The organism is Streptomyces camponoticapitis (assembly GCF_014646115.1).
GTDB lineage: Bacteria > Actinomycetota > Actinomycetes > Streptomycetales > Streptomycetaceae > Streptomyces > Streptomyces camponoticapitis.
The window spans coordinates 1-25939 of sequence record NZ_BMMV01000004.1 but is presented as its reverse complement, the minus strand read 5'-3'; the positions used below and the strand labels follow the sequence as shown (position 1 = coordinate 25939).

The 25939-nt window shown below is 70.6% G+C and carries 24 protein-coding genes and 1 riboswitch; of the genes, 6 read left to right on the top strand and 18 right to left on the bottom strand.

Translation table 11 applies throughout. From position 1 onward, the window contains the following. Positions 1–137: 137 nt before the first annotated feature. The 10 genes from IEY79_RS07150 to IEY79_RS07105 all read right to left on the bottom strand — a co-directional run bounded on the left by IEY79_RS07150 (position 138) and on the right by IEY79_RS07105 (position 13019). The gene (locus tag IEY79_RS07150; RefSeq protein WP_189106478.1) at positions 138–1370 is read right to left on the bottom strand and encodes an arginine deiminase; all 1233 of its coding nucleotides are present in this window, start codon (positions 1368–1370) and stop codon (positions 138–140) included. A 228-nt stretch (positions 1371–1598) separates the two neighbouring features. Continuing rightward, complete coding sequence (locus IEY79_RS07145; protein WP_229700722.1) at positions 1599–4241, bottom strand: polynucleotide kinase-phosphatase; 2643 nt, start codon at positions 4239–4241, stop codon at positions 1599–1601. Further along, positions 4238–5743: a 3' terminal RNA ribose 2'-O-methyltransferase Hen1 gene (locus IEY79_RS07140; RefSeq protein ID WP_189106477.1), complete on the bottom strand. Its 1506-nt coding sequence runs from the start codon at positions 5741–5743 to the stop codon at positions 4238–4240. Before IEY79_RS07140 ends, IEY79_RS07145 begins: the two co-directional genes overlap by 4 nt. 30 nt (positions 5744–5773) lie before the next feature. Further along, positions 5774–6718, bottom strand: coding sequence for a homocysteine S-methyltransferase (gene mmuM, locus IEY79_RS07135; protein WP_189106476.1), 945 nt, complete (start codon positions 6716–6718; stop codon positions 5774–5776). A gap of 37 nt (positions 6719–6755) precedes the next feature. Then, positions 6756–7706: an LLM class F420-dependent oxidoreductase gene (locus IEY79_RS07130; protein WP_189106475.1), complete on the bottom strand. Its 951-nt coding sequence runs from the start codon at positions 7704–7706 to the stop codon at positions 6756–6758. A 115-nt stretch (positions 7707–7821) separates the two neighbouring features. Further along, positions 7822–8307, bottom strand: a complete 486-nt coding sequence (locus IEY79_RS07125) for a DUF6099 family protein (protein ID WP_189106474.1) — start codon at positions 8305–8307, stop codon at positions 7822–7824. 297 nt (positions 8308–8604) lie between these two features. Beyond that, positions 8605–8943, bottom strand: coding sequence for a nucleotide pyrophosphohydrolase (locus tag IEY79_RS07120; protein WP_189106473.1), 339 nt, complete (start codon positions 8941–8943; stop codon positions 8605–8607). A gap of 25 nt (positions 8944–8968) precedes the next feature. After that, positions 8969–9373 carry a cell division protein SepF gene (locus IEY79_RS07115; RefSeq protein ID WP_189106472.1) on the bottom strand — a complete coding sequence of 135 codons (405 nt, stop codon included), beginning with the start codon at positions 9371–9373 and terminating at the stop codon, positions 8969–8971. Between the two features lie 149 nt (positions 9374–9522). Continuing rightward, positions 9523–11952 (bottom strand): ATP-binding cassette domain-containing protein, encoded by a 2430-nt coding sequence (locus IEY79_RS07110; protein WP_189106471.1) that lies wholly within the window; start codon positions 11950–11952, stop codon positions 9523–9525. Positions 11953–12071: 119 nt separating this feature from the next. Then, positions 12072–13019, bottom strand: coding sequence for an SDR family NAD(P)-dependent oxidoreductase (locus tag IEY79_RS07105; protein ID WP_229700721.1), 948 nt, complete (start codon positions 13017–13019; stop codon positions 12072–12074). A gap of 175 nt (positions 13020–13194) precedes the next feature. On the opposite strand from IEY79_RS07105, the gene IEY79_RS07100 reads away from it, so the two are divergent. Continuing rightward, positions 13195–13773 carry a TetR/AcrR family transcriptional regulator gene (locus IEY79_RS07100; protein ID WP_229700720.1) on the top strand — a complete coding sequence of 193 codons (579 nt, stop codon included), beginning with the start codon at positions 13195–13197 and terminating at the stop codon, positions 13771–13773. Here the strand turns inward: IEY79_RS07100 and IEY79_RS07095 are convergent. From IEY79_RS07095 to IEY79_RS07085, 3 genes are all read right to left on the bottom strand, one after another. After that, positions 13761–14708 (bottom strand): NAD-dependent epimerase/dehydratase family protein, encoded by a 948-nt coding sequence (locus IEY79_RS07095; RefSeq protein ID WP_189106470.1) that lies wholly within the window; start codon positions 14706–14708, stop codon positions 13761–13763. The genes IEY79_RS07100 and IEY79_RS07095 overlap by 13 nt on opposite strands. Further along, on the bottom strand, positions 14705–15334 hold the full coding sequence (locus IEY79_RS07090; protein ID WP_189106469.1) for a TetR/AcrR family transcriptional regulator: 630 nt from the start codon (positions 15332–15334) through the stop codon (positions 14705–14707). Before IEY79_RS07090 ends, IEY79_RS07095 begins: the two co-directional genes overlap by 4 nt. A 143-nt stretch (positions 15335–15477) precedes the next feature. Then, on the bottom strand, positions 15478–16002 hold the full coding sequence (locus tag IEY79_RS07085) for a hypothetical protein (RefSeq protein ID WP_189106468.1): 525 nt from the start codon (positions 16000–16002) through the stop codon (positions 15478–15480). 218 nt (positions 16003–16220) lie between these two features. Between IEY79_RS07085 and IEY79_RS07080 the strand changes: the two genes are divergently transcribed. From IEY79_RS07080 to IEY79_RS07060, 5 genes are all read left to right on the top strand, one after another. Beyond that, positions 16221–17198 (top strand): aminoglycoside phosphotransferase family protein, encoded by a 978-nt coding sequence (locus IEY79_RS07080; protein ID WP_189106467.1) that lies wholly within the window; start codon positions 16221–16223, stop codon positions 17196–17198. 260 nt (positions 17199–17458) lie between these two features. Next, on the top strand, positions 17459–18736 hold the full coding sequence (locus IEY79_RS07075) for a YeeE/YedE family protein (protein WP_189106466.1): 1278 nt from the start codon (positions 17459–17461) through the stop codon (positions 18734–18736). Positions 18737–18768: 32 nt separating this feature from the next. Then, positions 18769–19614 carry an alpha/beta fold hydrolase gene (locus IEY79_RS07070; protein ID WP_189106465.1) on the top strand — a complete coding sequence of 282 codons (846 nt, stop codon included), beginning with the start codon at positions 18769–18771 and terminating at the stop codon, positions 19612–19614. A 37-nt stretch (positions 19615–19651) separates the two neighbouring features. Continuing rightward, a complete protein-coding gene (locus tag IEY79_RS07065; protein ID WP_189106464.1) occupies positions 19652–19969 on the top strand; it encodes an ArsR/SmtB family transcription factor in 318 nt (105 codons plus the stop codon). Further along, the gene (locus IEY79_RS07060; protein WP_189106463.1) at positions 19966–20883 is read left to right on the top strand and encodes an SRPBCC family protein; all 918 of its coding nucleotides are present in this window, start codon (positions 19966–19968) and stop codon (positions 20881–20883) included. The genes IEY79_RS07065 and IEY79_RS07060 overlap by 4 nt, the downstream gene beginning before the upstream one ends. A 114-nt stretch (positions 20884–20997) precedes the next feature. Here the strand turns inward: IEY79_RS07060 and IEY79_RS07055 are convergent, their stop codons facing one another. The 5 genes from IEY79_RS07055 to IEY79_RS07035 all read right to left on the bottom strand — a co-directional run. After that, a complete protein-coding gene (locus tag IEY79_RS07055; protein ID WP_189106462.1) occupies positions 20998–21747 on the bottom strand; it encodes a transglycosylase SLT domain-containing protein in 750 nt (249 codons plus the stop codon). Positions 21748–21751: 4 nt separating this feature from the next. Next, positions 21752–21915, bottom strand: a riboswitch (cyclic di-AMP (ydaO/yuaA leader). 582 nt (positions 21916–22497) lie between these two features. Continuing rightward, the gene (locus tag IEY79_RS07050; protein ID WP_189106461.1) at positions 22498–23712 is read right to left on the bottom strand and encodes a ketosynthase chain-length factor; all 1215 of its coding nucleotides are present in this window, start codon (positions 23710–23712) and stop codon (positions 22498–22500) included. Then, positions 23709–24980, bottom strand: coding sequence for a beta-ketoacyl-[acyl-carrier-protein] synthase family protein (locus tag IEY79_RS07045; protein WP_189106460.1), 1272 nt, complete (start codon positions 24978–24980; stop codon positions 23709–23711). Before IEY79_RS07045 ends, IEY79_RS07050 begins: the two co-directional genes overlap by 4 nt. Beyond that, positions 24977–25306: a TcmI family type II polyketide cyclase gene (locus IEY79_RS07040; protein WP_189106459.1), complete on the bottom strand. Its 330-nt coding sequence runs from the start codon at positions 25304–25306 to the stop codon at positions 24977–24979. Before IEY79_RS07040 ends, IEY79_RS07045 begins: the two co-directional genes overlap by 4 nt. 184 nt (positions 25307–25490) lie before the next feature. Next, a partial coding sequence (locus IEY79_RS07035) for an acyl-CoA carboxylase biotin carboxyl carrier protein subunit (protein WP_189106458.1) occupies positions 25491–25939 on the bottom strand: 449 nt, incomplete at its 5' end.

The window sequence follows — 25939 nt, the reverse complement described above, 5'->3', positions numbered from 1 at the left end:
CGAATACGGGGACCTGTACGGGACCGATACAGAGACCTTGGAACTATATACGCCATGCCGTATTGATATACAGAGGGTCTTGGTGCCCCCTGAGTGAGGCCCGGCGTCCCGTCCGCTCAGACAGCGCCTCCTTTCGCTCAGACGGCTTCCCGTTCGATCGGGCAGCTCATACAGCGCGGCCCGCCCCGCCCCCGGCCCAGCTCACTGCCACGGATCTCGATCACCTCGATCCCCTGCTTGCGCAGAAACGTGTTGGTCGTCGCGTTGCGCTCGTACGCCACGACCACGCCCGGCTCGACGGCCAGCACGTTGCAGCCGTCGTCCCACTGCTCACGCTCGGCCGCGTGCACGTCCTGCGTCGCCGTCAGGACACGGACCCTGTCCAGACCCAGGGCGGCGGCGATCGCCCGGTGCATGTGCTCCGGCGGATGGTCGGTCACCTTGAGTTCATTCCCGCCCGCGCCCGGCTCGATCGTGTACGAGCGGAGCATGCCGAGGCCCGCGTACTGCGTGAAGACATCGCGGTCGACCATCGTCATCACCGTGTCGAGATGCATGAAAGCGCGCCGCTTCGGCATGTCCAGGGCCACGATCGTCCTGGCCGAGCCGGCCTCGAACATCCCGCGCGCCAGCATCTCGACGGCCTGCGGCGTGGTGCGCTCGCTCATCCCGATCAGCACGGCGCCCTCACCGATGACCAGGACGTCGCCGCCCTCGATGGTGGACGGATAGTCGCCCTGCCCCTCCGACCAGTGGTGGAAGGGACCGGCATCGGGTCCGGTGAAGAGGGGGTGGTGCTTGTAGATCGCCTCGAAATGGACGGTCTCGCGCTGCCTGGCCGGCCAGCGCATCGCGTTGATGGAGACGCCGTCGTAGATCCAGGCGGAGGTGTCGCGGGTGAAGATGTGGTTCGGCAGCGGGTCGAGCAGGAAGTCGTCCAGGTCCATGACATGGAAGCGGACAGAGGTCGGTTCGGCGTGGCTGTCCAGGAACTCCCGCTTGGTCATCCCGCCGACCAGCGCCTCCGCGAGATCGTCCGTCGGCAGCGAGTCGAAGACCGCGCGCAGATGGTCGGTGGCGAGCGGGCCGTACTCCTTCTCGTCGAAGACGCGGTCCAGGACGAGCGCGCGTGCCGCCGGGAGGTCGAGGGACTCGCGCAGCAGGTCACCGAAGAGATGGACCTTGACCCCCCGGTCACGCAGAACGTCGGCGAAACCGTCGTGCTCCTCGCGGGCGCGGCGCACCCAGAGCACGTCGTCGAAGAGCAGCGTGTCCTTGTTGCTGGGCGTGAGCCGCTTGAGCTCCAGGTCAGGGCGGTGCAGTATGACGCGGCGCAGCCGCCCGGTCTCGGAGTCGACGTGGAATCCCATAACCCCATCCTCGCGGATCGGGGGGCTTTCACGCTGCGAATGACTCAGAGACCGGGCGGCCGCGCACTAGGGTCTGTCGTGTGGATCTTGCCGGGCTCGCGGTCCCTGGCACGCGCGCTCGCCGCGTTGTCGTCGGTCGGCATGGCTCCGCCATGCCTCCCTCCTCCGCCTTGCGATCGCACGCACCAGACCCCGCTCCCTGATCCGGCCTGATCCACACGACAGACCCTAGAGGCGGGGGTCGACCGGCTCCGACTCCAGGGCGAGCACCGCGAACACCGCCTCGTGGACGCGCCACAGCGGTTCGTCCCCCGCCAGCCGGTCCAGCGCTTCGAGCCCGAGCGCGTACTCCCGCAGCGCCAACGACCTCTTGTGCCCCAGGAACCGCCCGCGCAGCCGCTCCAGATTCTCCGGCCGGGTGTACTCGGGGCCGTAGATGATCCGCAGATACTCCCGCCCGCGCACCTTGATGCCCGGCTGCACCAGGCGCCCCTTGGCGTCCCGTGCGAGCGCCTGGAGCGGCTTGACGACCATGCCCTCGCCGCCGCGCCCGGTCATCTCCAGCCACCAGTCGACCCCGGACCGCACCGACGCCTCGTCGGCCGTGTCCACGACCAGCCGCCGGGTGACCTGCAGCAGACCCGTCGGGTCGTGCTCGGTCAGGCGGTCGAGCCAGGCCAGCTGCCGGTCGTGCGGTACGGAGGCCAGGCTGCGGCCCCGCACGGCGAGGATCTGGAACGGCGCGAGCCGTACGCCCTCCAGGCCGTCCGTCTCCCAGCAGTAGCGGCGGTACGCCTCGGTGAACGCCGTCGCGTCCGCCGCCCGTTCCCGCTGGCCGGTCAGCAGCGCACCCACGTCGACGCCCCGGCCGACAGCCGCTTCGAGCGCGCTCGTCACGGCCGGGAAGGCGGCACCCGCCGCAGCTCCCACCGCCGCGTACTGGGTACGCAGCAGACCGGTGGCCTTCAGCGACCAGGGCATCAGCTCGGCGTCGAGCAGCAGCCAGTCCGTTTCGAGCTCGTCCCAGAGGCCGGCGGCGCCGATGGCCGTACGGAGGCGGCCCAGGATCTCCTCGGTGACCGCCGGGTCGTCGAAGAAGGGCCGCCCGGTGCGGGTGTGCAGCGCGCCGGTCGGCGCACCACCGCGACCGTCGGTGCCAGTGCCAGTGCCAGTGCCGGTCACGGCTACGGCGCCCGCGTCGGTCCCGCCGATACCGAAGCGCTCGCGCGCCACGGCCGCGTCGCGGCAGACCAGCGCCACCGCGCGCGAGCCCATGTGCTTCTCCTCGCACACGACTCGCGCCACGCCGTCGTCTCGGTACTGCGCGAACGCCTCCGCCGGGTGCTCCAGAAAGCCGTCCTCGCGTGACGTCGCCGTGGGCGCCATGGTCGGCGGCAGATAGGCGAGCAGGCGCGGGTCGACCGCGAAGCGGCTCATCACCTCAAGGGCGGCCGCCGCGTTCTCCTCGCGCACCGCGAGCCGGCCCATGTGACGGGTCTCCACCACACGCCGGCCGTGCACGTCGGCGAGGTCGAGCGGCCGGCCCTCACGGCTGCCGGGCGCCGCCGTGTGCAGCGGCTTCGCCGGCTCGTACCAGACGCGCTCCGCCGGTACGTCGACCAGTTCACGCTCGGGCCAGCGCAACGCCGTCATCCTGCCGCCGAAGACCGCGCCGGTGTCCAGGCAGATGGTGTTGTTGATCCAGGAGGTGTTCGGTACGGGGGTGTGCCCGTACACGACCGCCGCCCGGCCCCGGTAGTCCTCGGCCCACGGGTAGCGGACGGGCAGACCGAACTCGTCCGTCTCGCCGGTCGTGTCGCCGTACAGGGCATGTGAACGGACCCGGCCCGAGGTGCGGCCGTGGTACTTCTCCGGCAGACCGGCGTGGCAGACGACCAGCTTGCCGCCGTCCAGGACGTAGTGGGAGACGAGACCGTCGATGAAGGCCCGTACCTCCTCGCGGAAGGCGTCGTCCTCCTTCCCCAACTGCTCGACGGTCTCGGCGAGTCCGTGGGTCAGCTGGACCTTGCGGCCCTTGAGCCAGCGGCCGAGCTTGTTCTCGTGGTTGCCCGGCACACAGAGCGCGTTGCCCGCGCCGACCATGCGCATCACGCGGCGCAGCACGCCGGGGCTGTCGGGGCCCCGGTCGACGAGGTCGCCGACGAAGACCGCCGTACGGCCTTCGGGGTGCGCGCCGTCGCCGTCCGCGTAACCGAGCCGGGACAGCAGGGTGTCCAGCTCGGAGCGGCAGCCGTGGATGTCGCCGATGATGTCGAAGGGGCCGGTGAGGTGGGTGAGGTCGTTGTAGCGGCGCTCGGTGACGACCTCGGCGCGCTCGACCTCCTCGACGCCGCGCAGGATGTGGACTTTGCGGAAGCCCTCGCGTTCGAGCCCCCGGAGCGAACGGCGCAGCTCCCGCTGGTGGCGCTTGATGACATGGCGGGGCATGCCGGCGCGGTCGGGGCGCACGGCGTTGCGTTCGGCGCAGACCGCCTCGGGGAGATCGAGGACGATCGCGATGGGCAGGACGTCGTGTTCCCTGGCGAGCCGCACGAGCTGCCGGCGGCTCTCCGGCTGGACGTTGGTGGCGTCGACCACGGTGCGCCGGCCGGCGGCGAGGCGCTTGCCGGCGATGTAGTGGAGTACGTCGAAGGCGTCGCCGCTGGCGCTCTGGTCGTTCTCGTCGTCGGCGACGAGGCCGCGGCAGAAGTCGGAGGAGATGACCTCGGTGGGCTTGAAGTGGGCGCGCGCGAAGGTCGACTTGCCGGAGCCGGTGGCGCCGATCAAAACGACGAGGGAGAGGTCGGTGACGGGGAGGGTGCGGGTCTCGTCGGTCCCGGTGGTCTCGTTGTCGGTCATGTTGTCGGTCATGCGGCCTTCTCCTCCTTCACGGTCGTGGTCTTCGCGCTGTCGGCGACGGTGAACACCGCCATCTGGGTGGGCGGGCCCACCTCGGGGTCGTCCGGTCCCACCGGCAGGTGGCGCACGGCGTACCCGTGGAGCGACGCCACCCTCGAAGCCCAGGCGCGGAACTCCGCGCGTGTCCACTCGAAGCGGTGGTCGCGGTGGCGGACGTGCCCCGCGGGCAGCGTCTCCCAGCGGACGTTGTACTCGACGTTCGGCGTCGTCACGACCACGGTCGCGGGCCGGGCCGTACCGAACACCGCGTGCTCCAACGCGGGCAGCCTCGGCAGGTCCAGGTGCTCGATCACCTCGCTGAGGACGGCGGCGTCGTAACCCTTGAGCCGTTTGTCCGTGTACGTCAGCGAGCCCTGCATCAGCGCGACGCGCTCGGCCTGGCGCTCGCTCATCCGCTCCACCTTGAGCCGGCGGGCGGCGACGGTGAGCGCGCGGACGGACACGTCGACGCCGACGACCCTGGTGAAACGCACGTCCTTCAACAGCGCCTGTACGAGCTGGCCCTGGCCGCAGCCGAGGTCGAGCACGCTGGCGGCGCCCGCGTCGCGCAGGGCGGTGAGAATCGCGTCACGGCGCTGCTCGGCGAGCGAGACGGTCCTCTCGACCTTCGCGGTCTCCTCCGTCTCCTCGTCCGGTGCCGGGTCCTCGACGGCGTTGTCGATCGCCTCGACGCCGACGTCGTCGGCCTCGGCGAGGCGGACGAGTTCGAGCCGTTCGGTGGCCTCCCGGGTCAGCCCCCAACGGCGGGTCAGATAGCGGCTGGTGATGAGCCGCCGCTCCGGGTGATCCGCGAGCCAGCCGTCACCGGCCCGCAGCAGCTTCTCGACCTCGTCGGGCGCGACCCAGTAGTGCTTGGCGTCGTCGAGCACCGGCAGAAGCACATACAACTGCCGCAGCGCGTCGGCGAGTCGCAGCTCCCCCTCCAGTACCAGCGTCACGTAACGCGAGTCACCCCACGCGGGAAACGTCTCGTCCAACGCCACCGGCCGCGCGTCGACCGTCGTCCACCCCAGCGGCTCGAAGAGACCACGGACGAGGTCGGCGCCGCCACGCGCGGGCACGGCGGGCAGCTCGATCCGCAGGGGCAGGGGCTCGGCGGCGCGCTCGGGCAGCGCTTTGCACACACCGCGCAGCGCGCTCTTGAAGACGGTGCTGAGCGCGACGGCGAGCAGCGAGGAGGCGGCGTACGGACGGTCGTTGACGTACTGCGCGAGCGCCGCGTCGGGCGCACCGCCGCGTCCTTTGCCCTTGCCCCGCCGGACGAGAGCCACCGGATCGACCTCCAGCAGAAGCGCCGCCGTGCAGCGCTCGGCGGACGCCTCGGGATAGAGGACGTGCGCGATGCCGTGCGAGGTCGAGAACGTCTGCGCCCTGTCGGGATGCTTGTGCAGCAGAAACCCGAGGTCGGTGGCGGGGCGTTCAGGGGTGCCGGTAGTACTGATCGTCAGGAACACCTGACCGAGTATGGCCCGTACGACCAGCGGCTACGAGGGAGTTTCGGCGGAGCCGTCCCTCTCCGCGCGCAGCAGGGTCGCGACCTCCGCGATGCGATCCGGGCCTACGCGGCAGCAGCCGCCGAGGAGCCGGGCCCCGGCCGCCCGCCAGGTGTGGAGCCGGGCCGCAGGGAGGGGGCCCTCCCCCCTCCCCTCCCCCACCCACCCCTTCGTTTTCGCGTCCCACGCCTCCCCGCTGTTCGGGTAGACCACCACCGGTTCATGGGTGATCGACGCCGCGAGTGCGACCGCGCCGGCCGCGTCCGACGGGTCGCAGCAGTTGACGCCCACCGCGATCACCTCGTCCCTGCCCGCCGCCAGGGCGAACGCCTCGGCCAGTGGCTGGCCCGCACGCGTGCGGTCGCCCGCGATCGTGTACGAGAGCCAGACCGGGACTCCGCACCCCTCCGCCGCTCTGAGCAGCGCCTCCGCCTCGTCGGTGTCCGGCACCGTCTCCAGCGCCAGGACGTCCGGACCCGCCGCCGCCAGCGTCTCGATCCTCGGGCGGTGGAAGCGTTCCAACTCCCGGACCGACAGCCCGTACCGTCCCCGGTACTCACTGCCGTCCGCGAGCATCGCCCCGTACGGGCCGACCGAGGCCGCCACCCAGATCTCCCGTGCCACCTCGGCCCCCGCCCGCCGGGCCAGGGTCACGCTGTCGGCCAGCAGCCGGGACGCCCGGGCCCGGCCGATGCCCCGGCGGGCGAAGCCCTCGTACGTCGCCTGGTAGCTGCCGGTGATCAGCACCTGAGCGCCGGCCCGTACGTAGGCGGCGTGTGCCGCCTCGATCTGCTCCGGACCGTCGTCCAGGAGCCGCGCCGACCACAGCTCGCCGGACAAGTCGCAGCCCTGCGCCCGGAGTTGGTCGGAGAGCCCGCCGTCGAGGACAAGGCTGCCCTCGGCGAGCGCGGCGGCGAGTGTGCGGGCGGGCTTCACGGACACCTCCTCGTCCTCGGCCGGCGGACCGGTCCGCTCAGCGTGCGGAGTGCTCGATCAGGCTGCTGCCCAGTTGGGACTGGACCTGGGAGGAGAGCAGTTCCAGGTGGTCGAGATCGTCGAGATCCAGCATCTGGCAGTAGATGCGTGACGCGCCGATCGCCCCGTACCGGCCGATCTTGTCGACAACCTCGGCGGGCGAGCCCGCGAGTCCGTTCGCCTTCAGTTCCTCCACCTCCCGTCCGATGGACGCGGCCCGGCGGGCCACCTCCGCGTCGGTCCTGCCCACGCAGGCGACCAGCGCGGTCGAGTACACCAGGTCGTCGGCCTTCCGTCCGGCCTTGTCCGCCGCCTCCCGTACGCGGCCGAACTGCCTCTCGCTGTCGCCGATCGAGGCGAACGGGATGTTGAACTCGTCGGCGTACTGCGCCGCGAGGCGCGGGGTGCGCGTCGCGCCGTGTCCGCCGATGAGCATCGGGATCTTGGCCTGGGCCGGCTTGGGCAGAGCGGGTGAGTCGGCCAGTTGGTAGTACGACCCGTCGTAGGAGAACTTCTCGCCGGGCGGTGTGCCCCACAGTCCCGTGACGATGGCCAGCTGCTCCTCCAGGCGGGCGAACTTCTCCGCGGGGAACGGAATGCCGTACGCCTTGTGCTCCTCCTCGAACCAGCCCGCGCCCAGGCCCAGTTCGATCCGGCCGCCCGACATCTGGTCGACCTGGGCGACCTGGATGGCGAGCACGCCCGGCAGCCGGAAGGTGCCTGCCGTCATGAGGGTGCCGAGCCTGATCCGCTTGGTCTCGCGCGCGAGACCGGCCAGTGTGATCCAGGCATCGGTGGGGCCGGGAAGACCGTCGGCGGAGCCCATCCGCAGATAGTGGTCGGAGCGGAAAAAGGCGTCGAAGCCAAGGTCTTCCGTCGCTTTGGCGACGGTCAGCAGCGTCTCGTAGCTCGCCCCTTGCTGGGGCTCGGTGAAGATTCGAAGATCCATGCATCCATCCTGCACCTTCGAGCCCCCGTCGGCGGCGCCTCCTCGCCGGGGCCCCGGCATTCCCCTCTCAGCCGTGTTGTCAGCCATGTTCTCAGCGGTCTGCTCTGCCGTCGGCTCACCCCATCTCCTTCTCCGTCTCCCAGCCCCGCTCACGGATCTCGTCCCGCATGGTGAGCTTTCGCAGCATTCCGTGCACCCGGTCGTTCGATTCGTCGGCCGCGTCGATCGCCTCGATGCACTGCCAGTACAACCCCTCCTCGTCCGTCCCGCAGGCCACCGAGACCAGCGCGATCCCCGCCTCGCCGAGGAGCATGCCCAGACCCGTCAGCGCACTGCGCGCGTCCGTCACCGACGTGAGCTGTGCCGCCCGTATCCCCCCGGCGCGCAGCGAGGGGTGGTCGGGTGACGCGCCGCCTCGCGCGCCCGTCTCAGCGAGGTCCCGTGCTTCCGTCCTCAGCTCCTTCGGTCCGTGCAGGGCCAGTTGGTCCCCTATCGCCTGGGCGAGAGCCTGTGCCTGCCAGGCCTCTGCCACGACGTCCAACGCCGCACCGCTCCGGGCCAAGGCAACCCGGCCGGCCGCGATGAGCCTCTCCGCGTCCATCCGCCATCCCCGTCTCCGTCTGTCCGAACTGTCCGGCTGTCCCCGTCTGTCGAACACCCTGCCCACTTACTCATTACCCAGAGTGAGGTGTCGGCAACAGAAAGACCAGAGGAATTCGGAAATCTGTGGACAGGAAGCCAGTTGTGGATAACTCGGCCACTCCGCAGAGTGACGAGTCGGTCTGATGTGGACGCGGGCCCGGACCCGGACGCGGAGTCGTACGGAGCCCCGTACGACGACGAGGACGACGAGGACCGCGAGGACCTTGACGACCGCGACGACGACGGAGATGCGGGATCAGGCGCCGGGGGCGCTCCGCGGGAAGCGCAGCTCATTCCGGTCGATCTTCTCGGCGAGCGCGCTCAGCGCGTCGACCCCCAACACGTCGCAGAACTGGAGCAGATACGCCAGCACATCCGCGACCTCGTCCCGCACGCGATGCGCCGACTCGGGGTCCTCCATCACCCGCGCCGACTGCTCGGGGGTCAACCACTGGAAGATCTCCAGCAGTTCGGAGGCCTCGACGCTCAGCGCCGCGGCCAGGTTCTTCGGTGTGTGGTACGGCTCCCACTCACGCGCCGCCGCGAACTCCACCAGCCGGCGCTGCAATTTCCGTACATCAAGTTGTTCGGTCACGGACCCAGATGTATCAGGGTTCCCGTCACGGCTGCTGGGCCGCCGCCGCCGCGATGCCCTCGACCTCGGTGCCGACGGGCGCGAGGAGGAAGACGTTGCGCTCGACCCGGTGCATTCCGCTGCCGAGCCCGAATACGACACCGCTGCTGAAGTCCAGGATCCGCTTGGCCACGTCCGTGTCCGCGCCGGTCAGGTCGAGGAGCACCGGGATCTGCGCGATCAGATACTCCGCGACCTCACGCGCGTCGGCGAACACCCGCACCCGCAGGACGACGAATCGCCGCTGCTCGGCCTCGTACTCGTCCGGGATCGCGCGATGGTCGACGCGTGAGGGCCATTCGTTGCGGCCCCGCAGTGGGACGACCTGAGCCAGGCCCTCCCACTGCTCGTCGGTGGCGTCGTACCTGTCGTACCCGCCGTATCTGCTCACCGGATCACCCCGCCCGCGTGCTGTGTCTTCATCCGGCCATACTCCCGCTCCTCACCCGTTCGGCCCAACAGCGACACGGGCCAGTTGCGCGAGGAACGTGGAAGGCCGGTCAGCGGGGCGCCGGCCGGAGGAAGCCGCGGGAAGGCAGGTCAGGCGCCGACGTACGCCGCGAGGTGCCGGCCGGTGAGGGTGGAGCGGTCCGCCACGAGGTCGGCGGGTGTGCCCTCGAAGACGATCCGGCCGCCGTCGTGGCCGGCGCCGGGGCCGAGGTCGATGATCCAGTCGGCGTGTGCCATCACCGCCTGGTGGTGTTCGACGACGATGACCGACTTGCCGGACTCGACGAGCCGGTCGAGCAGGCCGAGCAGTTGCTCGACGTCGGCGAGATGCAGGCCGGCGGTCGGCTCGTCGAGGACGTAGACACCGCCCTTGTCCGCCATGTGTGTGGCCAGCTTGAGCCGCTGCCGCTCGCCGCCGGAGAGGGTGGTGAGGGGCTGGCCGATGGTGAGGTAGCCGAGTCCGACGTCGTCGAGCCGGCCGAGGACGCGGTGCGCGGCCGGTGTGTGCGCCTCGCCGGAGCCGAAGAACTCCTCGGCCCGGGCGACCGACATGGCGAGCACCTCGCTGATGTCGCGTCCGCCGAGGTGGTGGTCCAGCACCGACGCCTGGAACCGCTTGCCCTCGCACTCCTCGCAGACGGTGGCGACGCCCGCCATCATGGCGAGGTCGGTGTAGACGACGCCGGCGCCGTTGCAGTTGGGGCAGGCGCCTTCGGAGTTGGCGCTGAACAGCGCCGGTTTCACACCGTTGGCCTTGGCGAACGCCTTGCGGATCGGGTCGAGGAGTCCGGTGTACGTCGCGGGGTTGCTCCGCCGCGAGCCGCGGATCGCGCCCTGCCCGACGGAGACCACACCCGGGTCGCCCGCGCCCGCCGGGCCCCGCGCGCCGTTGACCAGTGACCCGTGCACGAGCGAGCTCTTGCCGGAGCCCGCGACGCCGGTGACGACCGTCAGCACACCGAGCGGGATGTCGACGTCGACGGAGCGCAGGTTGTGGGTCGTCGCCCCGCGGATCTCCAGTGCGCCGGTGGGTTGGCGCACCGTGTCCTTGAGGGCGGCCCGGTCGTCGAAGTGGCGGCCGGTGATGGTCCCCGCACCCCGCAGCCCGTCGACGGTCCCCTCGAAGCAGACGGTGCCGCCCTCCGAGCCGGCCCCTGGGCCGAGGTCGACGACATGGTCGGCGATCGCGATGGTCTCCGGCTTGTGCTCCACGACGAGCACCGTGTTGCCCTTGTCGCGCAGCCGCAGCAGCAGGTCGTTCATCCGGCTGATGTCGTGGGGGTGGAGCCCGATCGTCGGCTCGTCGAAGACGTAGGTGACATCGGTGAGCGAGGAGCCGAGGTGGCGGATCATCTTGACGCGCTGCGCCTCGCCGCCCGACAGGGTGCCCGAGGCGCGGTCGAGGCCGAGATAGCCGAGTCCGATCTCGACGAACGAGTCGAGCGTGCCGCCCAGCGACTCCAGCAGCGGCGCGACCGACGGTTCGTCCAGGGCGCGTACCCACTCCGCGAGGTCGCTGATCTGCATGGCGCAGGCGTCGGCGATGCTGATGCCCTCGATCTTCGAGGATCTCGCCTCCTCGCTGAGCCGGGTGCCGTCGCACTCGGGGCAGGTGGTGAAGGTGACCGCCCGGTCCACGAAGTCCCGGATGTGCGGCTGCATCGCCTCCCGGTCCTTGGAGAGGAACGACTTCTGGATCTTGGGGATCAGTCCCTCGAAGGTGAGGTTCACGCCCTCGACCTTGACCTTGGTCGGCTCCCGGTAGAGGAAGTCCCGCATCTCCTGCTTCGTGAACTTACGGATCGGCTTGTGCGGATCGAGGAGCCCCGACTCCGCGTAGAGGCGCACGGTGAAGAAGCTGTCCGACTTCCAGCCGGGGATGGTGAACGCGCCCTCGGCGAGCGACTTCGTGTCGTCGTAGAGCTGGGCGAGGTCGATGTCCGAGACCGCCCCCCGTCCCTCGCAGCGGGTGCACATGCCGCCGGTGCGGTTGAAGGTCGCCTTCACGGTCTTGCGGTTGCCGCGTTCGACCGTGATCGCACCGCTCGCCCGGACGGAGGCGACGTTGAAGGCGAACGCGCCGGGCGCGCCGATGTGGGGCTTGCCGAGCCGGCTGAAGAGGATGCGGAGCATCGCGTTGGCGTCAGTGGCGGTGCCGACCGTGGAGCGCGGGTCGGCACCCATCCGCTGCTGATCGACGATGATCGCGGTCGTCAGCCCTTCGAGTACGTCCACCTCCGGCCGCGCCTGCGTGGGCATGAAGCCCTGCACGAAGGTGCTGTACGTCTCGTTGATCAGCCGCTGGGACTCGGCGGCGACGGTGCCGAAGACGAGGGAGCTCTTGCCCGAGCCGGAGACACCGGTGAAGACCGTCAGCCGGCGTTTCGGGATCTCGACGCTGACGTCCTTGAGGTTGTTCACCCGCGCGCCGTGCACCCGGATCACTCCGTGGCTGCCGACGGCGTGGGGCGCGTCCGTCCCGGACTTCGCCCGTGCGTCCGTCCCCGTGTTCCTGCTCATCGTCGCTCCGTCCGTGAGGCGCGTTCGTCTTGCCCTCACGCTAGTGCGGCCGGATGATGGGCGCTTCTCCGATCCTGACCGGTTCCTGATCCGGTGTGCGGACCGTGCGGTGGACCGCCTCAGCTCGCGAGCATCTCCCGCGACGCCTCCCACAGCCGGGCCGCGGCCTCCGGGTCCAGGGCGTAGTCGGCGACGCCGTCACCGGCCGGCGGCACGTTCGGCCCGGCCTCGGTGACGTCCTCGAAGTACCGGCCGCCGATGCCCTTCAGGAGCGGTGAGACCGCGACGAGGACCGAGGTGGCGGCGCCCTGCTCGGCGGTCTTCCACCTGGCGCCCTCGACCAGCCTCTCGAAGTCGGGGTTCCCGTTCTGGTGGCGCTGGAGATTGGTGCGGATACCGCCCGGCATCAGGGCGTTGGCGGTGATCCCGTCCGCGGCCCAGCGCTTGGTGGCCTCGACGGCGAAGAGGATGTTGGCGGTCTTGGACTGGCCGTACGCCGACCACGGCTCGTACTCGCGGTTGGCGAAGTGGATGTCGTCGAAGACGACGGGCGAGCGCAGGTGGGCGCTCGAACTCACCGACACGATGCGCGCGTTGCCCGCCTGGGCCAGCGCGTCACGCAGTCCGAGCGCCAGCCCGAAGTGGCCCAGGTGGTTCGTGGCGAACTGGTGCTCCCAGCCCTCGGGGGTGCGGTTCAGCGGCTCCGCCATGACACCCGCGTTGTTGACGAGGATGTGCAGCGGCCCCTCCCAGGCCTCGGCGAACGCCGCGACCGACGAACGGTCGGCCAGTTCGATCGGGGCGACCGACACGAGGGGGTTGCCGGTCGTGGCGGTGATGTCGGCGGCCGTGCGCTCCCCGGCCGCGATGTCGCGTACGGCGAGCGTGACGTCGGCGCCCGCGGACGCCAGCGCGCGGGCGGTCTCAACACCGATACCGGAGGCGCCGCCGGTGACGACGGCGCGCTTGCCGGTCAGGTCGATGCCGTCGATGACCTCGGTGGCGGTGGTCTCGCGGTTGAACGGGGTGATGATCCGGTCGGGGTGCGTCATGACGGTCCTCTTCATACATGGCTCGGTACGGCCGGTACGGCGCTCGGCCGTACACTTAAACGGAGGATCCTCCGTTCGCCATCACGCTAATCGGAGGAGGCTCCGTTTGACAAGCGAGCCCGACCCTGGGCTACGTTCGAGCCGGGATTACGGAGACGGGCGACCAGCCGTCGGAGACAGGGAGGACCTCGTGGCAGCCAGCGCCGACCGGCCTTTGCGCGCCGATGCCCGGCGCAATCGCGAGCTCGTCCTCGCCTCGGCGATGCGACTGCTGTCGGAGAGCGACGGGGCCGGAGGCCCGACCCTGGACGCGATCGCCAAGGACGCCGGGGTCGGCATCGGCACGCTCTACCGGCACTTCCCCACCCGCGAAGCGCTGGTCGAGGCGGTCTACCGCAACGAGCTGACGGCCGTCTGCGACGCCGCGCCCGCGCTCCTCGACGAGCTGGCCCCGGTCGAGGCGACACGGGCGTGGATGGACCGCTACATCGACTTCATGATCGCCAAGTCAGGCATGGCCGACGCGCTGCGCGCGGTCATCGCCTCCGGCGGAAACCCCTACGCGCGGAGCCGCGAGCTGCTCGGCTCCGCGATCAGGCTGCTGCTCGACGCCGGGGCCGCGGACGGCACCCTCCGTAAGGATGTCGACGCCGACGACATCCTGGTCAGCGTCAGCGGCGTCGCCCTCGCCGCGGGTGACAAGAACATGCGCGAGCAGGCCGGGCGCCTGCTCGACCTGCTGCTGGACGGTCTGCGCTACACGCCGTGACCGCCGGCGGTGGCCATGTTGGCCGCCAGACCTTCCCGGTATCCCGGGAAGCGCGGCGTCCAGCCAAGCTCCGTACGGGCCCGCTCGTTGGAGACCCGCACGTTGATGCGGGTCATCACCTGGCCGATGTACGGCGCGGCGAGCCGGATCAGTGCGGCGGGCAGGACGATCGGCCCGGGGGTACGGGTCGTACGGGCGATCTCCTCCATCAACTCGCGCCACGTGGCGGGCGTGTTGTCCACGACGTTGTAGACCCGCCCGCCGGCTCCCCGCTCCAGCGCGGCGACGGTCGCCGACGCCGCGTCCTTGTGGTGGATCAGCGCGAGGGTCCCCGTGCGCCCGAACGGCACCGGGAGGCGGCGCCTGCTCATCATCGCGGCGAAGAGTTCGCTGTCGCCTCCGTAGAAGAGGCCGTAGCGCAGGGCCGTGCCCGCGATCCCCGGCCCGGCACCGAGCACCTGGTCCTCGGTGGACTTCAGCGCCGCGAGCACCGGATCCGTCTTGGCACCCGTGGGCACGGCGAACGGCGCGTCCTCCGTGAGCGGTTCGGACCCCAGGTCCCGGAAGCCGTACCCGAGGAACATCGACTGCGTCACAAAGCGGGTCGCGCCCATCTGCCGTCCCGCGTCCAGGAGGTTACGGGTCCCCTCCACCCGAAGCCGGTTGGTCGGCTCCAGGTCGGCGTAGCGCAGCGGCGCCTTGGTCAGCGCCGTGAGCTCATGGACGACGGCGTCCGCGCTCAGTCCCTCCAGAGCGGCCAGCAGCGCGCTCCGGTCGAGCACATCCGCCAGCACGGCGCTCGCGCCACCCCGCCTGAGCCGCTCGGCGGACTCCGGGAAGCGGGTGACGGCGATGACCTCATGTCCCGCCGCCATGAGCTGGGGTACGAGGAAGTGGCCGAGGGTGCCGGAGGCTCCGGCGAGGAGAACCTTCATGACTCCTCCTTCGGAAGAGGCGGGGTGGGGATGAGGGCGAGAGCCAGGTCGGTGAGCGTGTCCAGATAGGCGTTCTCGGTGACGCCGGTCGGATGGACGCCGCCGTAGATGTCGGCCATCAGCCAGTAGTGCGAGAGGGCGTCCTGGAGGATCGCGGCGACGGCGGACCAGTCGGCGGCGGAGGCGTGGGACTGCGCCTGGGCTTCGAGGAGTTGGGTGAGCGCGGCGTGGTTCCGCGCGACCTCGGCGGTACGGAACTCCTCCAGCAGTTCCGGGAACGCGGCCAGGTCCCGGACCAGGATGCGGTTCACGTCCCGCTCGTACGCCAGCCGTTCGAGCCCGGACCTGGCGACGGCGCGCAGCAGCGCGCGCGGGGTCGCCGAAGCGGTCGCGGGTGCCGGGTCCTCCGTACTGAGGAGCGTGGTGAGCGCGTCCTTCGTACGGATGCGCTCACGAATCCCGACGCTCAGGATGTCCTTCTTGCTGCGGAAGTGCTTGTACAGCGCGCCCGACCCCGGGGAGAGGCCGGCCGCCGCCTCGATCTTCGCGATCGTGGTGCCGGTGTAGCCGAGCTCTCCGAACAGGCGCATCGCCTCGCTCAGTATCCGCGAGCGGGTGTCCGGCATCGGCGCTCCAGAAGGCGGCAAGTAAGTACTTGCTTTCCACCGTAGCGCCTCAGGTCCCCTCGTGCGGAGTCGGTACGTACACCGACGCGTTGATGGGGCGGCCCCGAGCGTTCCCGGGCCACCCCATCCGCGTCAGAACCGCCTCAGCACATCTTCTGGCTGGCCGCCTGGCCCGCGAGCGGATCGCCCGCACGGCGGAGGGAGCCGACCGCCGAGGTGCAGTCCTTCACCGTGTCGGCGCCCAGGGACCAGAACTCCTGGGCGTTGTGGTCGGTCCACTCCTGCCCGCCGAAGTAGTCGTCCTTGGTGTAGCTGTAGACCGCGACGCTCACGTCGTAATCCTTGTTGACGTTACGGAATGAATCCCAGACCCAGAGATATCCGTAATTCTCGTTGCAGGACTTCGAGTAGAACTGCTTCACCGAGGCGATGTGCGCACCGGCCCTGTCGATGTAAGCTGTCTTTCCGACCTGGTACGCGTCGGCACAGACTCCCGCCACCCGCGCTTTCGCGCTCGCCGGGTTTCCCGCCTCGCTGGGCGCGGTGGACTTCGCCTTGGCGGACTTCGACGGCTGCGGTGCCGGGCCGTCTCCCGCGAACGCCGCGCCCGCCGGGATCAGTGCGAATGCGCAGGCGGCAGCCACGACCGCGCGCTTGGTGTAGCGCATAAGAACACCTTTCTCTGAGCACAAGGGCGCAGTAAACCCACGGGCCCGCCAGTGGCGGCTACCGCTCGGCTATTGGGCCCGATGCTGTCTGCTGGAATTACTTCCGAACACATAGGCAGACACGGGATCTTGCCCGAGGGTTGCACGGCTTCACGGGATTTATTTCGGGCGGGTAAACGGAATTCACGCCTCGACTCCATTTCGACCTCAGGAGACACATGACGACCCATGACAACGCGTCCGCGCCCGAGTCCACCGGCAGCCGGCGCCTGCCGTGGCATGCGCTCCCCTCGTCCGTGCGGGCGGGCATCGAGGACGTGCTCGGGGGGCGGGTGGTCGAGGCGGGGAGCCGGCCGGGCGGATTCTCCGACGGGCTCGCGGCGCGGCTGGAGTTGGCCGACGGGCGCAGGGCGTTCGCCAAGGCCGTCGACGCGGGGGCGGCGCCGGGTGTGGCGGCGTTCCACCGGCGCGAGGTCGTGGTGAACGGCGGGCTGCCGTACGGGGTTCCCGTCCCGAGGCTGCTGGGGTCCTACGACGATCGGGGGTGGGTGGCGCTCGTGTTCGAGGACGTGGAGGGGGCGTTGCCCGTACAGCCTTGGCGGGGGGACGAGTTGGAGCGGGTGCTCCACGCGTTGACCGGTCTCGCGGAGGGGCTGACGCCTTCGCCGGGTCTCGACTCCCCCGGCGCGGGTGCCCGGTTGGGGGGTTGGGGGCGACTGGCGGACAGCCCTCGGTCGCTGGCGAAGCTGGGCGTGGTCGCTCCGGACGCGGCGGGCGAGTTGGATCGCCATCTCGCTCTGGAGACGCGGCTGCCGGAGGTGATCGCCGGGGAGACGCTGACGCACGGGGATCTGTATCCGTTCAACGTCCTTCTTACGGAGGAGCGTGTCGTGGTGGTGGACTGGCCGCACGCGTGGACGGGGCCCGCGTACGCGGATCTGGTGATGCTGCTCGGCAGCGTTGCGCTGAGCGGGCTCGACCCGGAGCCGTACGCCGCGCGTCATCCGCTGCTGCGCGGTGTCGATCCGGCGGCGGTGGACGTGCTCATCTCGGCGCAGGCGGGGTTTCTGCTGGCGGCGGCGTGCTCGATGGATTCGGCGGATCCGGGTACGGATCCGCGACTGGAGCGCATGATGACGGCGCTCGGCCTCGCGTCGCTGCGGTGGCTGACCCTTCGCCGTCCGCGCCGGCCCTGAGCGCCGTCAGCGGCCCCCGCGGGCCGTGTCAGGCGCGGTAGCAAATCCGGATCATGGACGCACTGTCCGATCCGTGAGATACGTGTGCATGGAATCGAGTGCTCGCGCTAGTCTCGCCGCCATGTCCGCACCCGCCCGTCTCCTCTGTCTCGCGTGCTTCGCGAACTCGGTGTGGTGCGTCGACGACAACCTCTGTTGTTCCTGAGTCGAACCCCGAGCCCCCGAACCCCGCCGCCGTCCGCCGACTTCGGAGAACAGTCGTGACCACCACCGCTCCCCCGCGCCGGGCGATCCCCGCCGCGCTGCTCGTTCCCTCCCCGACCTCCTCACCCGCCCCCGAGGCCGAGCCGGCGCCCCCCGTGCGTCGCGTGCCGCTCGTCATATCCGGGCTGCTGGCCGTCGCGCTGACCGCGTACGTGTGGTCGACGCACGGCGCCAAGCCCGGCTCCCTCCTCCTGCTCGGGCTGGGTCTCGGGCTCGCGCTCTTCCACTCGCGCTTCGGATTCACCTCCGCCTGGCGGCAGTTGGTCGCCGTCGGCAACGGGCAGGGGCTGCGCGCCCACGCCCTGCTCCTCGGCACCACCGCCACGCTCTTCGCGCTGATCATCGGCAGCGGCACGGGGCTGTTCGGCTCCGTACCCGCGCCGTCGGCCGGGCCGCTCGGTGTCGGGCTGCTCGTCGGGGCGTTCGTGTTCGCCGTCGGTATGCAGCTCGGTGGCGCGTGCGCCTCGGGGACGCTGTTCGCCGTGGGCTCGGGGCAGTCGTCCATCGTGCTGACGCTCGGTGGGTTCATCGTCGGATCGACCGTCGCCGCCTGGCAGTTCGACCTCTGGAAGGACCTGCCGGCGCTCGATCCGGTGGTGCTGTCCGACCACGTCGGCTGGTTCGGTTCGTGGGCGGTGACGATCGCCGTACTGGGCCTCATCGTGCTGGTGAGCCGCCGCGTCCAGGCCCGCCGCAACCCGCCGCCCATCAGCACCCCGCCCAGCGCCAAGGGCGCGGCCCGGGTACCGCGCGGCTCGTGGCCGCTGGTCGCCGGCGCGCTGGCGCTGGCCGTGCTGGGCGCGGGGGTACTGCTGGTGTCCGGCGGTCCCTGGGGTGTCACGAGTGCGTTCAGCCTGTGGGGATCGCGGGTCGTCGACGCGCTCGGCGGCAACCCCGCCAACTGGTCGTTCTGGCAGCAGCCGGGCAACGCCGAGATGTTCGCCGGGCCCGTGCTGAAGGACAAGAACAGCCTGACCGACATCGGCATCATGATCGGCGCGGCGGTCGCCGCCTCGCTCGGCGGGACCTGGGCGCTGCACCGGGGCATCCCCGGCCGCACCGCCGTGGCCGCGGTGCTCGGCGGGGTACTCATGGGGATCGGCGCCCGGCTGGCGGGCGGCTGCAACATCGGCGCCTACCTCGCCGGCATCGCTTCGGGCAGTCTGCACGGGTGGATCTGGGGCGCCACCGCGCTGCTGGGGACCTGGGCGGGGATACGGCTGCGCCCGCTGTTCGCGCTGGGCAACCCCAAGCCCGGGGACGGGATCTGCTGAGCCGGGCGGGCCGTGCGCCGTAGGGTGGGACGGTGGTCATCGAACAGGACGTGAAGCTGAGCGACGGGCGCACCCTGCGGACGTACGACAGCGGTGAGGGTGTCGACGGGCCCGGGCCGACCGTCGTCTGGCACCACGGGTCGCCGCAGACCGGCGCCCCGCTGGGGCCGCTGCTCAGCGCGGCCGCCGAGCGCGGCATCCGGCTGGTGTCGTACGGCCGCCCCAGCTACGGAGGTTCGAACCCGCGGCCGGGCCGGAACGTGGCCGCCGCGGCGGACGACGTGGCCCGGATCGCTGACACGCTCGGCGTGCGGTCGTTCGCGGTGATGGGGGCGTCCGGTGGGGGTCCGCACGCGCTGGCGTGCGCCGCGCTGCTGCCGGACCGGGTGACGGGAGCGGTCTGCCTCGCGGGCCTCGCGCCGTACACGGAGGACTTCGACTGGTACGAGGGAATGGCGTCGCCCGGCGGGCTGCGGGCGGCCGCCGACGGGCGCGAGGCGCGCGAACTGTATGCCGCGACGGACGAGTTCGACCCCGCGAACTTCACCGCCGCCGACTACGCCGCGCTGGAGGGCGCGTGGTCGTCGCTGGGCGCCGACGCGGTGAAGGCGGGGCAGGCAGGCCCGGACGGGCTGATCGACGACGACGTGGCCTTCGCGACCGCGTGGGGCTTCGACCTGGCGGAGGTGGCCGCGCCCGTACTGCTCGTGCAGGGCAGCCTCGACCGGGTCGTGCCGTCCGCGCACGCCGGGTGGCTGCTCGCCGGGCTCCCCCGGGCGGAGCTGTGGGTACGGCCCGATGACGGGCACATCTCGGTCCTCGACACGTGTCCGGCGGCGATGGACTGGCTGATGGCGCTGAGCACACCCCTTACATAACCTTGCGGTTATATAACTGGATGGGTATGGTCGAGGCATGCCCATACCGTTCGACGTGCTCGCGGAGCCGAGCAGGCGCAAGATCCTCGATCTGCTCCTGGAGCGCCCGCATCTGGTCGGTGAGCTGACCGACCGGCTCGGCCTGAGCCAGCCCGGGACGTCCAAGCATCTGCGGGTGCTGAGGGACGCGGGTCTGGTGCGGGTCCGGCAGGACGCCCAGCGCCGGTGGTACGAACTGACCCCGGAGCCCCTGGCAGAACTCGACGCCTGGCTCGCGCACTACCGGCATCTGTGGACCGGCAGGCTCGACGCGCTCGAACGGCATCTCGACGCGATGGAGGACGATTCCTCATGACTCCGCACCCCGACGGCCCCGCCCCGCCCGACGAGCAGGGCTTCTCCTCCTCCCTCTCCGGCGCGGGCGACGGGCGGACCGCGCTGCGCATGGAGCGACAGCTCGCCCATCCGCCGCAGCGGGTCTGGGACGCGATCACGCAGCCCGCCCACCTCGCGCGGTGGTTTCCCTCCGAGGTGAGCGTCGACCTGCGGCCGGGCGGCGAGATCGGCTTCCACTTCCCCGGCGACCCCGGCCCCGGCATGACCGGGAGGGTCACCGACGCCGACGAGCCGCGCCTCTTCGCGTTCACCTGGGACGAGGACCACCTGAGCTGGGAGATCACCCCTGACGGGGACGGCTCGCGGCTCCTCCTCGTACACACCTTCGGCGACCGGTTCGGGGCGGCGAGCTTCGCGTCCGGCTGGCAGATCTGCGTCACCGCGCTGGGGCAGGTGCTGGACGGCGGCCCCGTCGACGTCGAGCAGGACACGCGCGGGGCGCTGCACGAGGCGTATCTGGCCCGGTTCGACGAGCTGACGCGGGGCCGGGTCGAGGAGACCGGGGACGGCGGGCGACGGGTCCGGTTCGAGCGGCAGCTCGTACGCCCGGCCGAGACGGTCTGGGCCCGACTGACCGGCGGCGTCGAGCCGTTGACGGGTTCACCGGCGCCTGTGGGCTTCACCGCCGCCAAGGTCCCGGCGGGCCCGGTCACGGCGGTACGCGCGCCGGGACTCCTCACGTACGCCTGGCACCCGGAGGGCGAGGTCCGCTGGGAGCTGGGGACGGGGACGGGTCACGGGCCCCGGCTGGTGCTCACCCAGACCGGCCCGCGCGACTTCGACACGGATGCGGCGCTGACGACGTGGCGGGCGCGCGTGGAGGAACTGGCGGCGGACCTGACGGCCGCACCGGAGGGCGGGGCCCACACGTAGCGGTGTCCCCGCCCGGACCCCGGGGCTGACCGCACAAGCGCCCCGCACGCCGGACGCCGGCCGGGCCGCTGGTGCGGTCCGGCCGGCGGGCGGTGGGTGACAGCCGCTGTCGGTCTAGTAGGGACCGTTGACGTTGTCGATCGAGCCGTAACGGTCGGCCGCGTAGTTGCACGCCGCGGTGATGTTGGCGACCGGGTCGTAGCTGTCGGTCGACGTGCCGGGCACGTGGTACGCCTGGAACGTCGGGTCGATGACCTGGAGCAGGCCCTTCGAGGGGGTGCCGGCCGCGGCGTTGGAGTCCCAGTTGTTGATGGCCTGGGGGTTGCCCGCGGACTCGCGCATGATGTTGCGGTGGATGCCGTCGTACGAACCGGGTATGCCGTTCTGCGCCATGACGTCCAGCGCCTCCCGGATCCAGCCGTCGAGGTCGTTGGTGTAGGTCTTGGCAGCGGTCTCGACGGCCTCGGTGGTCTTGCCCCCGGACGCGTTCTCGGTCGAGGCGGTTCCGGTCGATGCCGACCCGGCGGCCTTCGGCTTCCCGGCGAGCTTCAGCTTGAGGCCGGGGTGGATGAGCGAGGGGTTGTCGCCGACGGCGGCGCGGTTGGTCTTGTACACCGCCTGCCAGCCGCCGCTCACCGAACGAGCCTTCGCGATCTTGGCCAGTGACTCGCCCTTGACGACCGTGTGGGTCACCTTCTGGACGGCGGCCGGGGCGGCCTTGACGTGCTGCGGGGCGGGGGCGGCGCCCGCCGTGGTGGCGGTCACCAGGGGCAGGGCGAGTGCGGCACCACCCGTGCCGACGGCGATGAGCCGGCGGGCGAGCGGACTGGTGCGGGAACGGCGGTGCTTACCCTCTGCGGGCATGACGAAATCCTCTCCGTCGCCTGCGAGGTGAGCTGTCGGGTTCGGGCGGGAGATGCCCGGCCGCGCTGTGGGCGCGACTTCACCCCAAGCCGGTCCGCGGTAACGAATCGGCGACTTACCTGGGTCCCCCGCTCCTGCCGTACATGAGTGGTTGGGTGCGGTTTCCGGACAGCGGCAGGATTCGGCGTTCCGCCCGGAATGACGAGAACGTAAGCGAGAAGGTCCGGGCGAAACAAGTCCTGAATTCACGGCGCCCCGCCATTCACCGATCCGGGGCGGGTCAATTCAAATTCCGGCGAGGCCGTTCAGGACTCAACTTTCTTTTGCGGCACGGGAGGTGGGGTGGGACCGCGAGACACACGGGCCGCCGAAGCTGTGACACACATCACGGGCCCGCAGTGCAACCACCCGGCCACAACACCACCCAGAAACGGACAAGTTAGGTGCGAAATACCCATAACAACCCGCACCACAAAATGGACAAATGCGCGTTTTCTCTCGGCCAGCCAAGTGGAAGCACTTGATCCGCTTCATGGTGAATTCGCTGTCAACACCCTTCGACCGCAACTGAATTCAGTGAACTCCGGAGAGCGAATGCCATGAGGGCTCTTCCCTTTCCCGATGGGCCGGCCGTGCCGTACGCCGGCCGCGGGGGACGGGGCACGACAACGGCACGGCCGGCGAGCGCCGCCATTACCGACGAGGGGAGGACGGGTCGGCGGCGCTGCTCATGGGCGGTGCGGGGCCGGATCAGTCGACGGCCCGAACGACCATCGCGGAGTTGAATCCGCCCTGGCCCCGCGCCAGCACCAGCGCGGTCCGCACCTCGGCGGTGCGGGGCTGGGACGTGACGAGGTCCAGATCGTGCTCGGGGGCCGGCTCGACGTTCACCGTGGGCGGGATCAGCCCCTCCTCGATGGCCAGCAGCGCCGCCGCGACATCCAGCGGGGCCGCGCCGGAGTAGAGCCGGCCGGTCATCGTCTTGGGAACGGTGACCGGGACGCCGCGCGGGCCGAAGACCGCGGAGATCGCCTCGGCCTCCGTACGGTCCAGCTCCGGCACGGCCGCCGCGTCGGCGAACACCACGTCGACGTCACCGGGCTCCACACCCGCGTCGGCCAGGGCGAGTTCGATCGCCTTGCGCTGTCCCGGCTCGCGGTCGCTGCCCGGCCGGGGGTCGATCGTCGCGCCGTACCCGGAGATCTCGCCGTAGATCTTCGCGCCACGGCCGCGCGCGGCCACGGCGTCCTCCAGGATGAGGATCGCGCCGCCCTCCCCCGGCACATGCCCCCGCGCTCCCGCGTCGAACGGCACATACGCGCGGGCGGGTTCGTCGCTCGTGCTCAGCCGGCCGCCCGCGATCTGAGCGACCCAGCCCCAGGGGCAGATCGACGCGTCGACGGCGCCGGAGACGACGAGCCGGGTGCCCTTACGGATCTGCCTGCGCGCCTGCGCCATGGCGTCGAGCCCGCCGGCCTGGTCGCTGACGACCACGCCGCTGGGGCCCTTCATACCGTTACGGATCGAGATCTGGCCGCTGTTGACCGCGTAGAACCAGGCGAAGGACTGGTACGCGCTGACGTGCTGACTGCCCTTGCTCCACAGCTTCTGGAGCTCGTTCTGGCCGAACTCGAAGCCGCCGGACGAACTGGCCGTGATGACGCCCATGTCGAACTCAGGCAGATCCTCCGGCTTCACCCCGGCGTCGGCGAGCGCCCAGTCCGTGGCCACCAGGGCGAGCCTGGTCATCCGGTCGGTCTGGGAGAGCAGCCTGCTCGGCAGATGGTCCTTGGCCGTGAAGGCGGGAATCTCGCCCGCGAGCCGGGACGGGTACTGCGACGGGTCGAAGCGGGTGACGCGGCCGATGCCGCTCCTGCCACCGCGCGTCGCCGACCAGTACTCCCGTACACCAAGGCCGTTGGGGGCCACCACGCCCAGACCGGTCACTACCACCGAGGTGGTCATGCGGGGCTCCTCTCGGGTCGGGCCAGCACTATCGCGCTCTGGAATCCACCGAAGCCACTGCCGACGGAGAGCACCGCATCGGTCAGCTGGTCGCGAGCCGTCACCGGCACATAGTCGAGATCGCACTCGGGGTCCGGTGTCTGAAGATTCGCGGTGGGCGGCACCACGTTGTGCTCCATCGCGAGGGCGGATGCGGCGATCTCGATCGAGCCGATGGCGCCGAGCGAGTGCCCGACCATCGACTTGATGGAGCTCACCGGGGTCCGGTAGGCGTGATCGCCGAGGCTCTTCTTGAACGCGGCGGTCTCGTGCCTGTCGTTCTGCTTCGTACCGGAGCCATGGGCGTTGATGTAGTCGATCTCCGTCGGATCCATCCGGGCCTCGTCGAGCGCGACCCGGATCGCCTCGGCCATCTCCAGGCCGTCGGGGCGCAGACCGGTCATGTGGTACGCGTTGCTTCGCGTGGCGTATCCCGCGATCTCCGCGTAGATGTGCGCCCCCCGTCGCCGCGCGCTCTCCAGCTCCTCCAGGACGAACACCGCCGCGCCCTCACCGAGTACGAACCCGTTACGGGTGTTGTCGAAGGGACGCGAGGCGCGCTCCGGCTCGTCGTGGCGCGGTGTGGTCGCCTTGATCGCGTCGAAACAGGCCATGGTGATCGGTGAGATGGGGGCGTCGGACGAACCCGCGATCACCACGTCGGCGGTGCCCTCCCGGATCAGCTCGACGGCGTGGCCGACCGAGTCGATGCCGGAGGTGCAGCCCGTGGAGACCACGGTGCTCGGCCCCTCGGCGCCGACGGCCCACGCGACCTCGGTCGCGAAGGAGCTGGGCACCAGATGGTTGTAGAGGTGGGGGACGGCGTAGTGGTGGTCGACGAGGTCGAGTCGGCCGCCGTCGCTGACGACCCGGTACTCGTCGTCGAGGCCCATCGTCGCGCCGACGGCGCTGCCGATGGTGACGCCGATACGGTACGGGTCGAGCTCGTCCAGCTCAATGCCGCTGTCCTCGACGGCGCCGCGCGCGGCGACGACGGCGAACTGCGCGGCCCGGTCCATACGGCGGATCTCCTGCGGACGCAGGCCGTGCTCCTCCGGGTCGAAGTCGATCTCCGCCGCCACCCGCGAGCGGAACGGCGCCGGGTCGAAGAAGGTGATCCCCCTGGTCGCTGTGCGGCCCTCGCTCAGCAGGCTCCAGAAGCTCTTCGCCCCGATGCCGCCGGGCGCCAGGACCTCGATGCCGGTGATGACGACGCGTCGGCCCCTCACGCGGACGCCTCCCAGTTGTAGAAGCGCGTGGCCATCGCGTCGGCGGGTGAGCGCCACGTCGCGGGGTCGTACGCCTCGATGAAGGGCTTCAGGTCCTCGCTGATGCCGACGAAGCGCGGGTCGGTCTTCGCGCGCTCGATCAACTCGCCGCCGTTGTCGGCGTCGAAGTCCTGGAGGTGGAAGTAGAGGCCCCGGTAGGAGAACAGCTGGCGGCGCCGAGTGCCCATGAGGTGCGGCATCTCAGTGGCGTCGAAATTCGTGAAGAGCTTCGCGACATCGACATTCGACTCAGGGTCCATCCGAGCCACAATCAGGGTGCTGTGCATTTGACTTCTCTCCTCCACAACCGAATTGCTCGGGCAGCAGAGCCCTGAGCGCGGAATATACAGAACAGCAGAACAAGGGTCTCCGCCTTGGGAGTTGGCTTCAAGGGGGGCCGATGTCAGGGAATGGTCAGATCGCGTCAGAATTCGGATTCCTAACGGCGACCGACCGGTTCTACCGTGCGGATCAGTCCTTGATTTCACAGATGGTGGCGCCCGAGGTGAGTGAGGCGCCGATCTCGGCGGTGAGGCCCTTGACGGTGCCGGAGCGGTGGGCGTTGAGGGGCTGTTCCATCTTCATGGCTTCGAGTACGACGACGAGGGCGCCCTCCTCGACCTGCTGGCCCTCCTCGACCGCCACCTTCACGATCGTGCCCTGCATGGGAGAGGCCAGGGTGTCGCCCGATGCCACTGCGGTGGAGCGCCGGGTGCTCCGTCGCCTGGGCAGTGAGCCGGCGCCGACTCCCGTACGGCTGAGGCTCATTCCCAGTGAGGAGGGGATGACGACCTCCAGCCGCCTCCCGCCCACTTCGACAACGACGGTGCCACGTCCGGGTCCGTCGTCGGTGTCGTCGGTGTCGGTGTCGCCGGGGGTGGTGAAGGCGGGGATGGTGTTGACGAACTCGGTCTCGATCC

Bases quoted from the DNA above. Each gene is read 5' to 3' on its own strand.
- IEY79_RS07150 (WP_189106478.1), bottom strand. From the start codon at position 1,370: ATGGGATTCCACGTCGACTCCGAGACCGGGCGGCTGCGCCGCGTCATA.
- IEY79_RS07145 (WP_229700722.1), bottom strand. From the start codon at position 4,241: ATGACCGACAACATGACCGACAACGAGACCACCGGGACCGACGAGACC.
- IEY79_RS07130 (WP_189106475.1), bottom strand. From the start codon at position 7,706: ATGGATCTTCGAATCTTCACCGAGCCCCAGCAAGGGGCGAGCTACGAG.
- IEY79_RS07125 (WP_189106474.1), bottom strand. From the start codon at position 8,307: ATGGACGCGGAGAGGCTCATCGCGGCCGGCCGGGTTGCCTTGGCCCGG.
- IEY79_RS07110 (WP_189106471.1), bottom strand. From the start codon at position 11,952: ATGAGCAGGAACACGGGGACGGACGCACGGGCGAAGTCCGGGACGGAC.
- IEY79_RS07105 (WP_229700721.1), bottom strand. From the start codon at position 13,019: ATGAAGAGGACCGTCATGACGCACCCCGACCGGATCATCACCCCGTTC.
- IEY79_RS07095 (WP_189106470.1), bottom strand. From the start codon at position 14,708: ATGAAGGTTCTCCTCGCCGGAGCCTCCGGCACCCTCGGCCACTTCCTC.
- IEY79_RS07090 (WP_189106469.1), bottom strand. From the start codon at position 15,334: ATGCCGGACACCCGCTCGCGGATACTGAGCGAGGCGATGCGCCTGTTC.
- IEY79_RS07085 (WP_189106468.1), bottom strand. From the start codon at position 16,002: ATGCGCTACACCAAGCGCGCGGTCGTGGCTGCCGCCTGCGCATTCGCA.
- IEY79_RS07080 (WP_189106467.1), top strand. From the start codon at position 16,221: ATGACGACCCATGACAACGCGTCCGCGCCCGAGTCCACCGGCAGCCGG.
- IEY79_RS07065 (WP_189106464.1), top strand. From the start codon at position 19,652: ATGCCCATACCGTTCGACGTGCTCGCGGAGCCGAGCAGGCGCAAGATC.
- IEY79_RS07060 (WP_189106463.1), top strand. From the start codon at position 19,966: ATGACTCCGCACCCCGACGGCCCCGCCCCGCCCGACGAGCAGGGCTTC.
- IEY79_RS07055 (WP_189106462.1), bottom strand. From the start codon at position 21,747: ATGCCCGCAGAGGGTAAGCACCGCCGTTCCCGCACCAGTCCGCTCGCC.
- IEY79_RS07050 (WP_189106461.1), bottom strand. From the start codon at position 23,712: ATGACCACCTCGGTGGTAGTGACCGGTCTGGGCGTGGTGGCCCCCAAC.
- IEY79_RS07040 (WP_189106459.1), bottom strand. From the start codon at position 25,306: ATGCACAGCACCCTGATTGTGGCTCGGATGGACCCTGAGTCGAATGTC.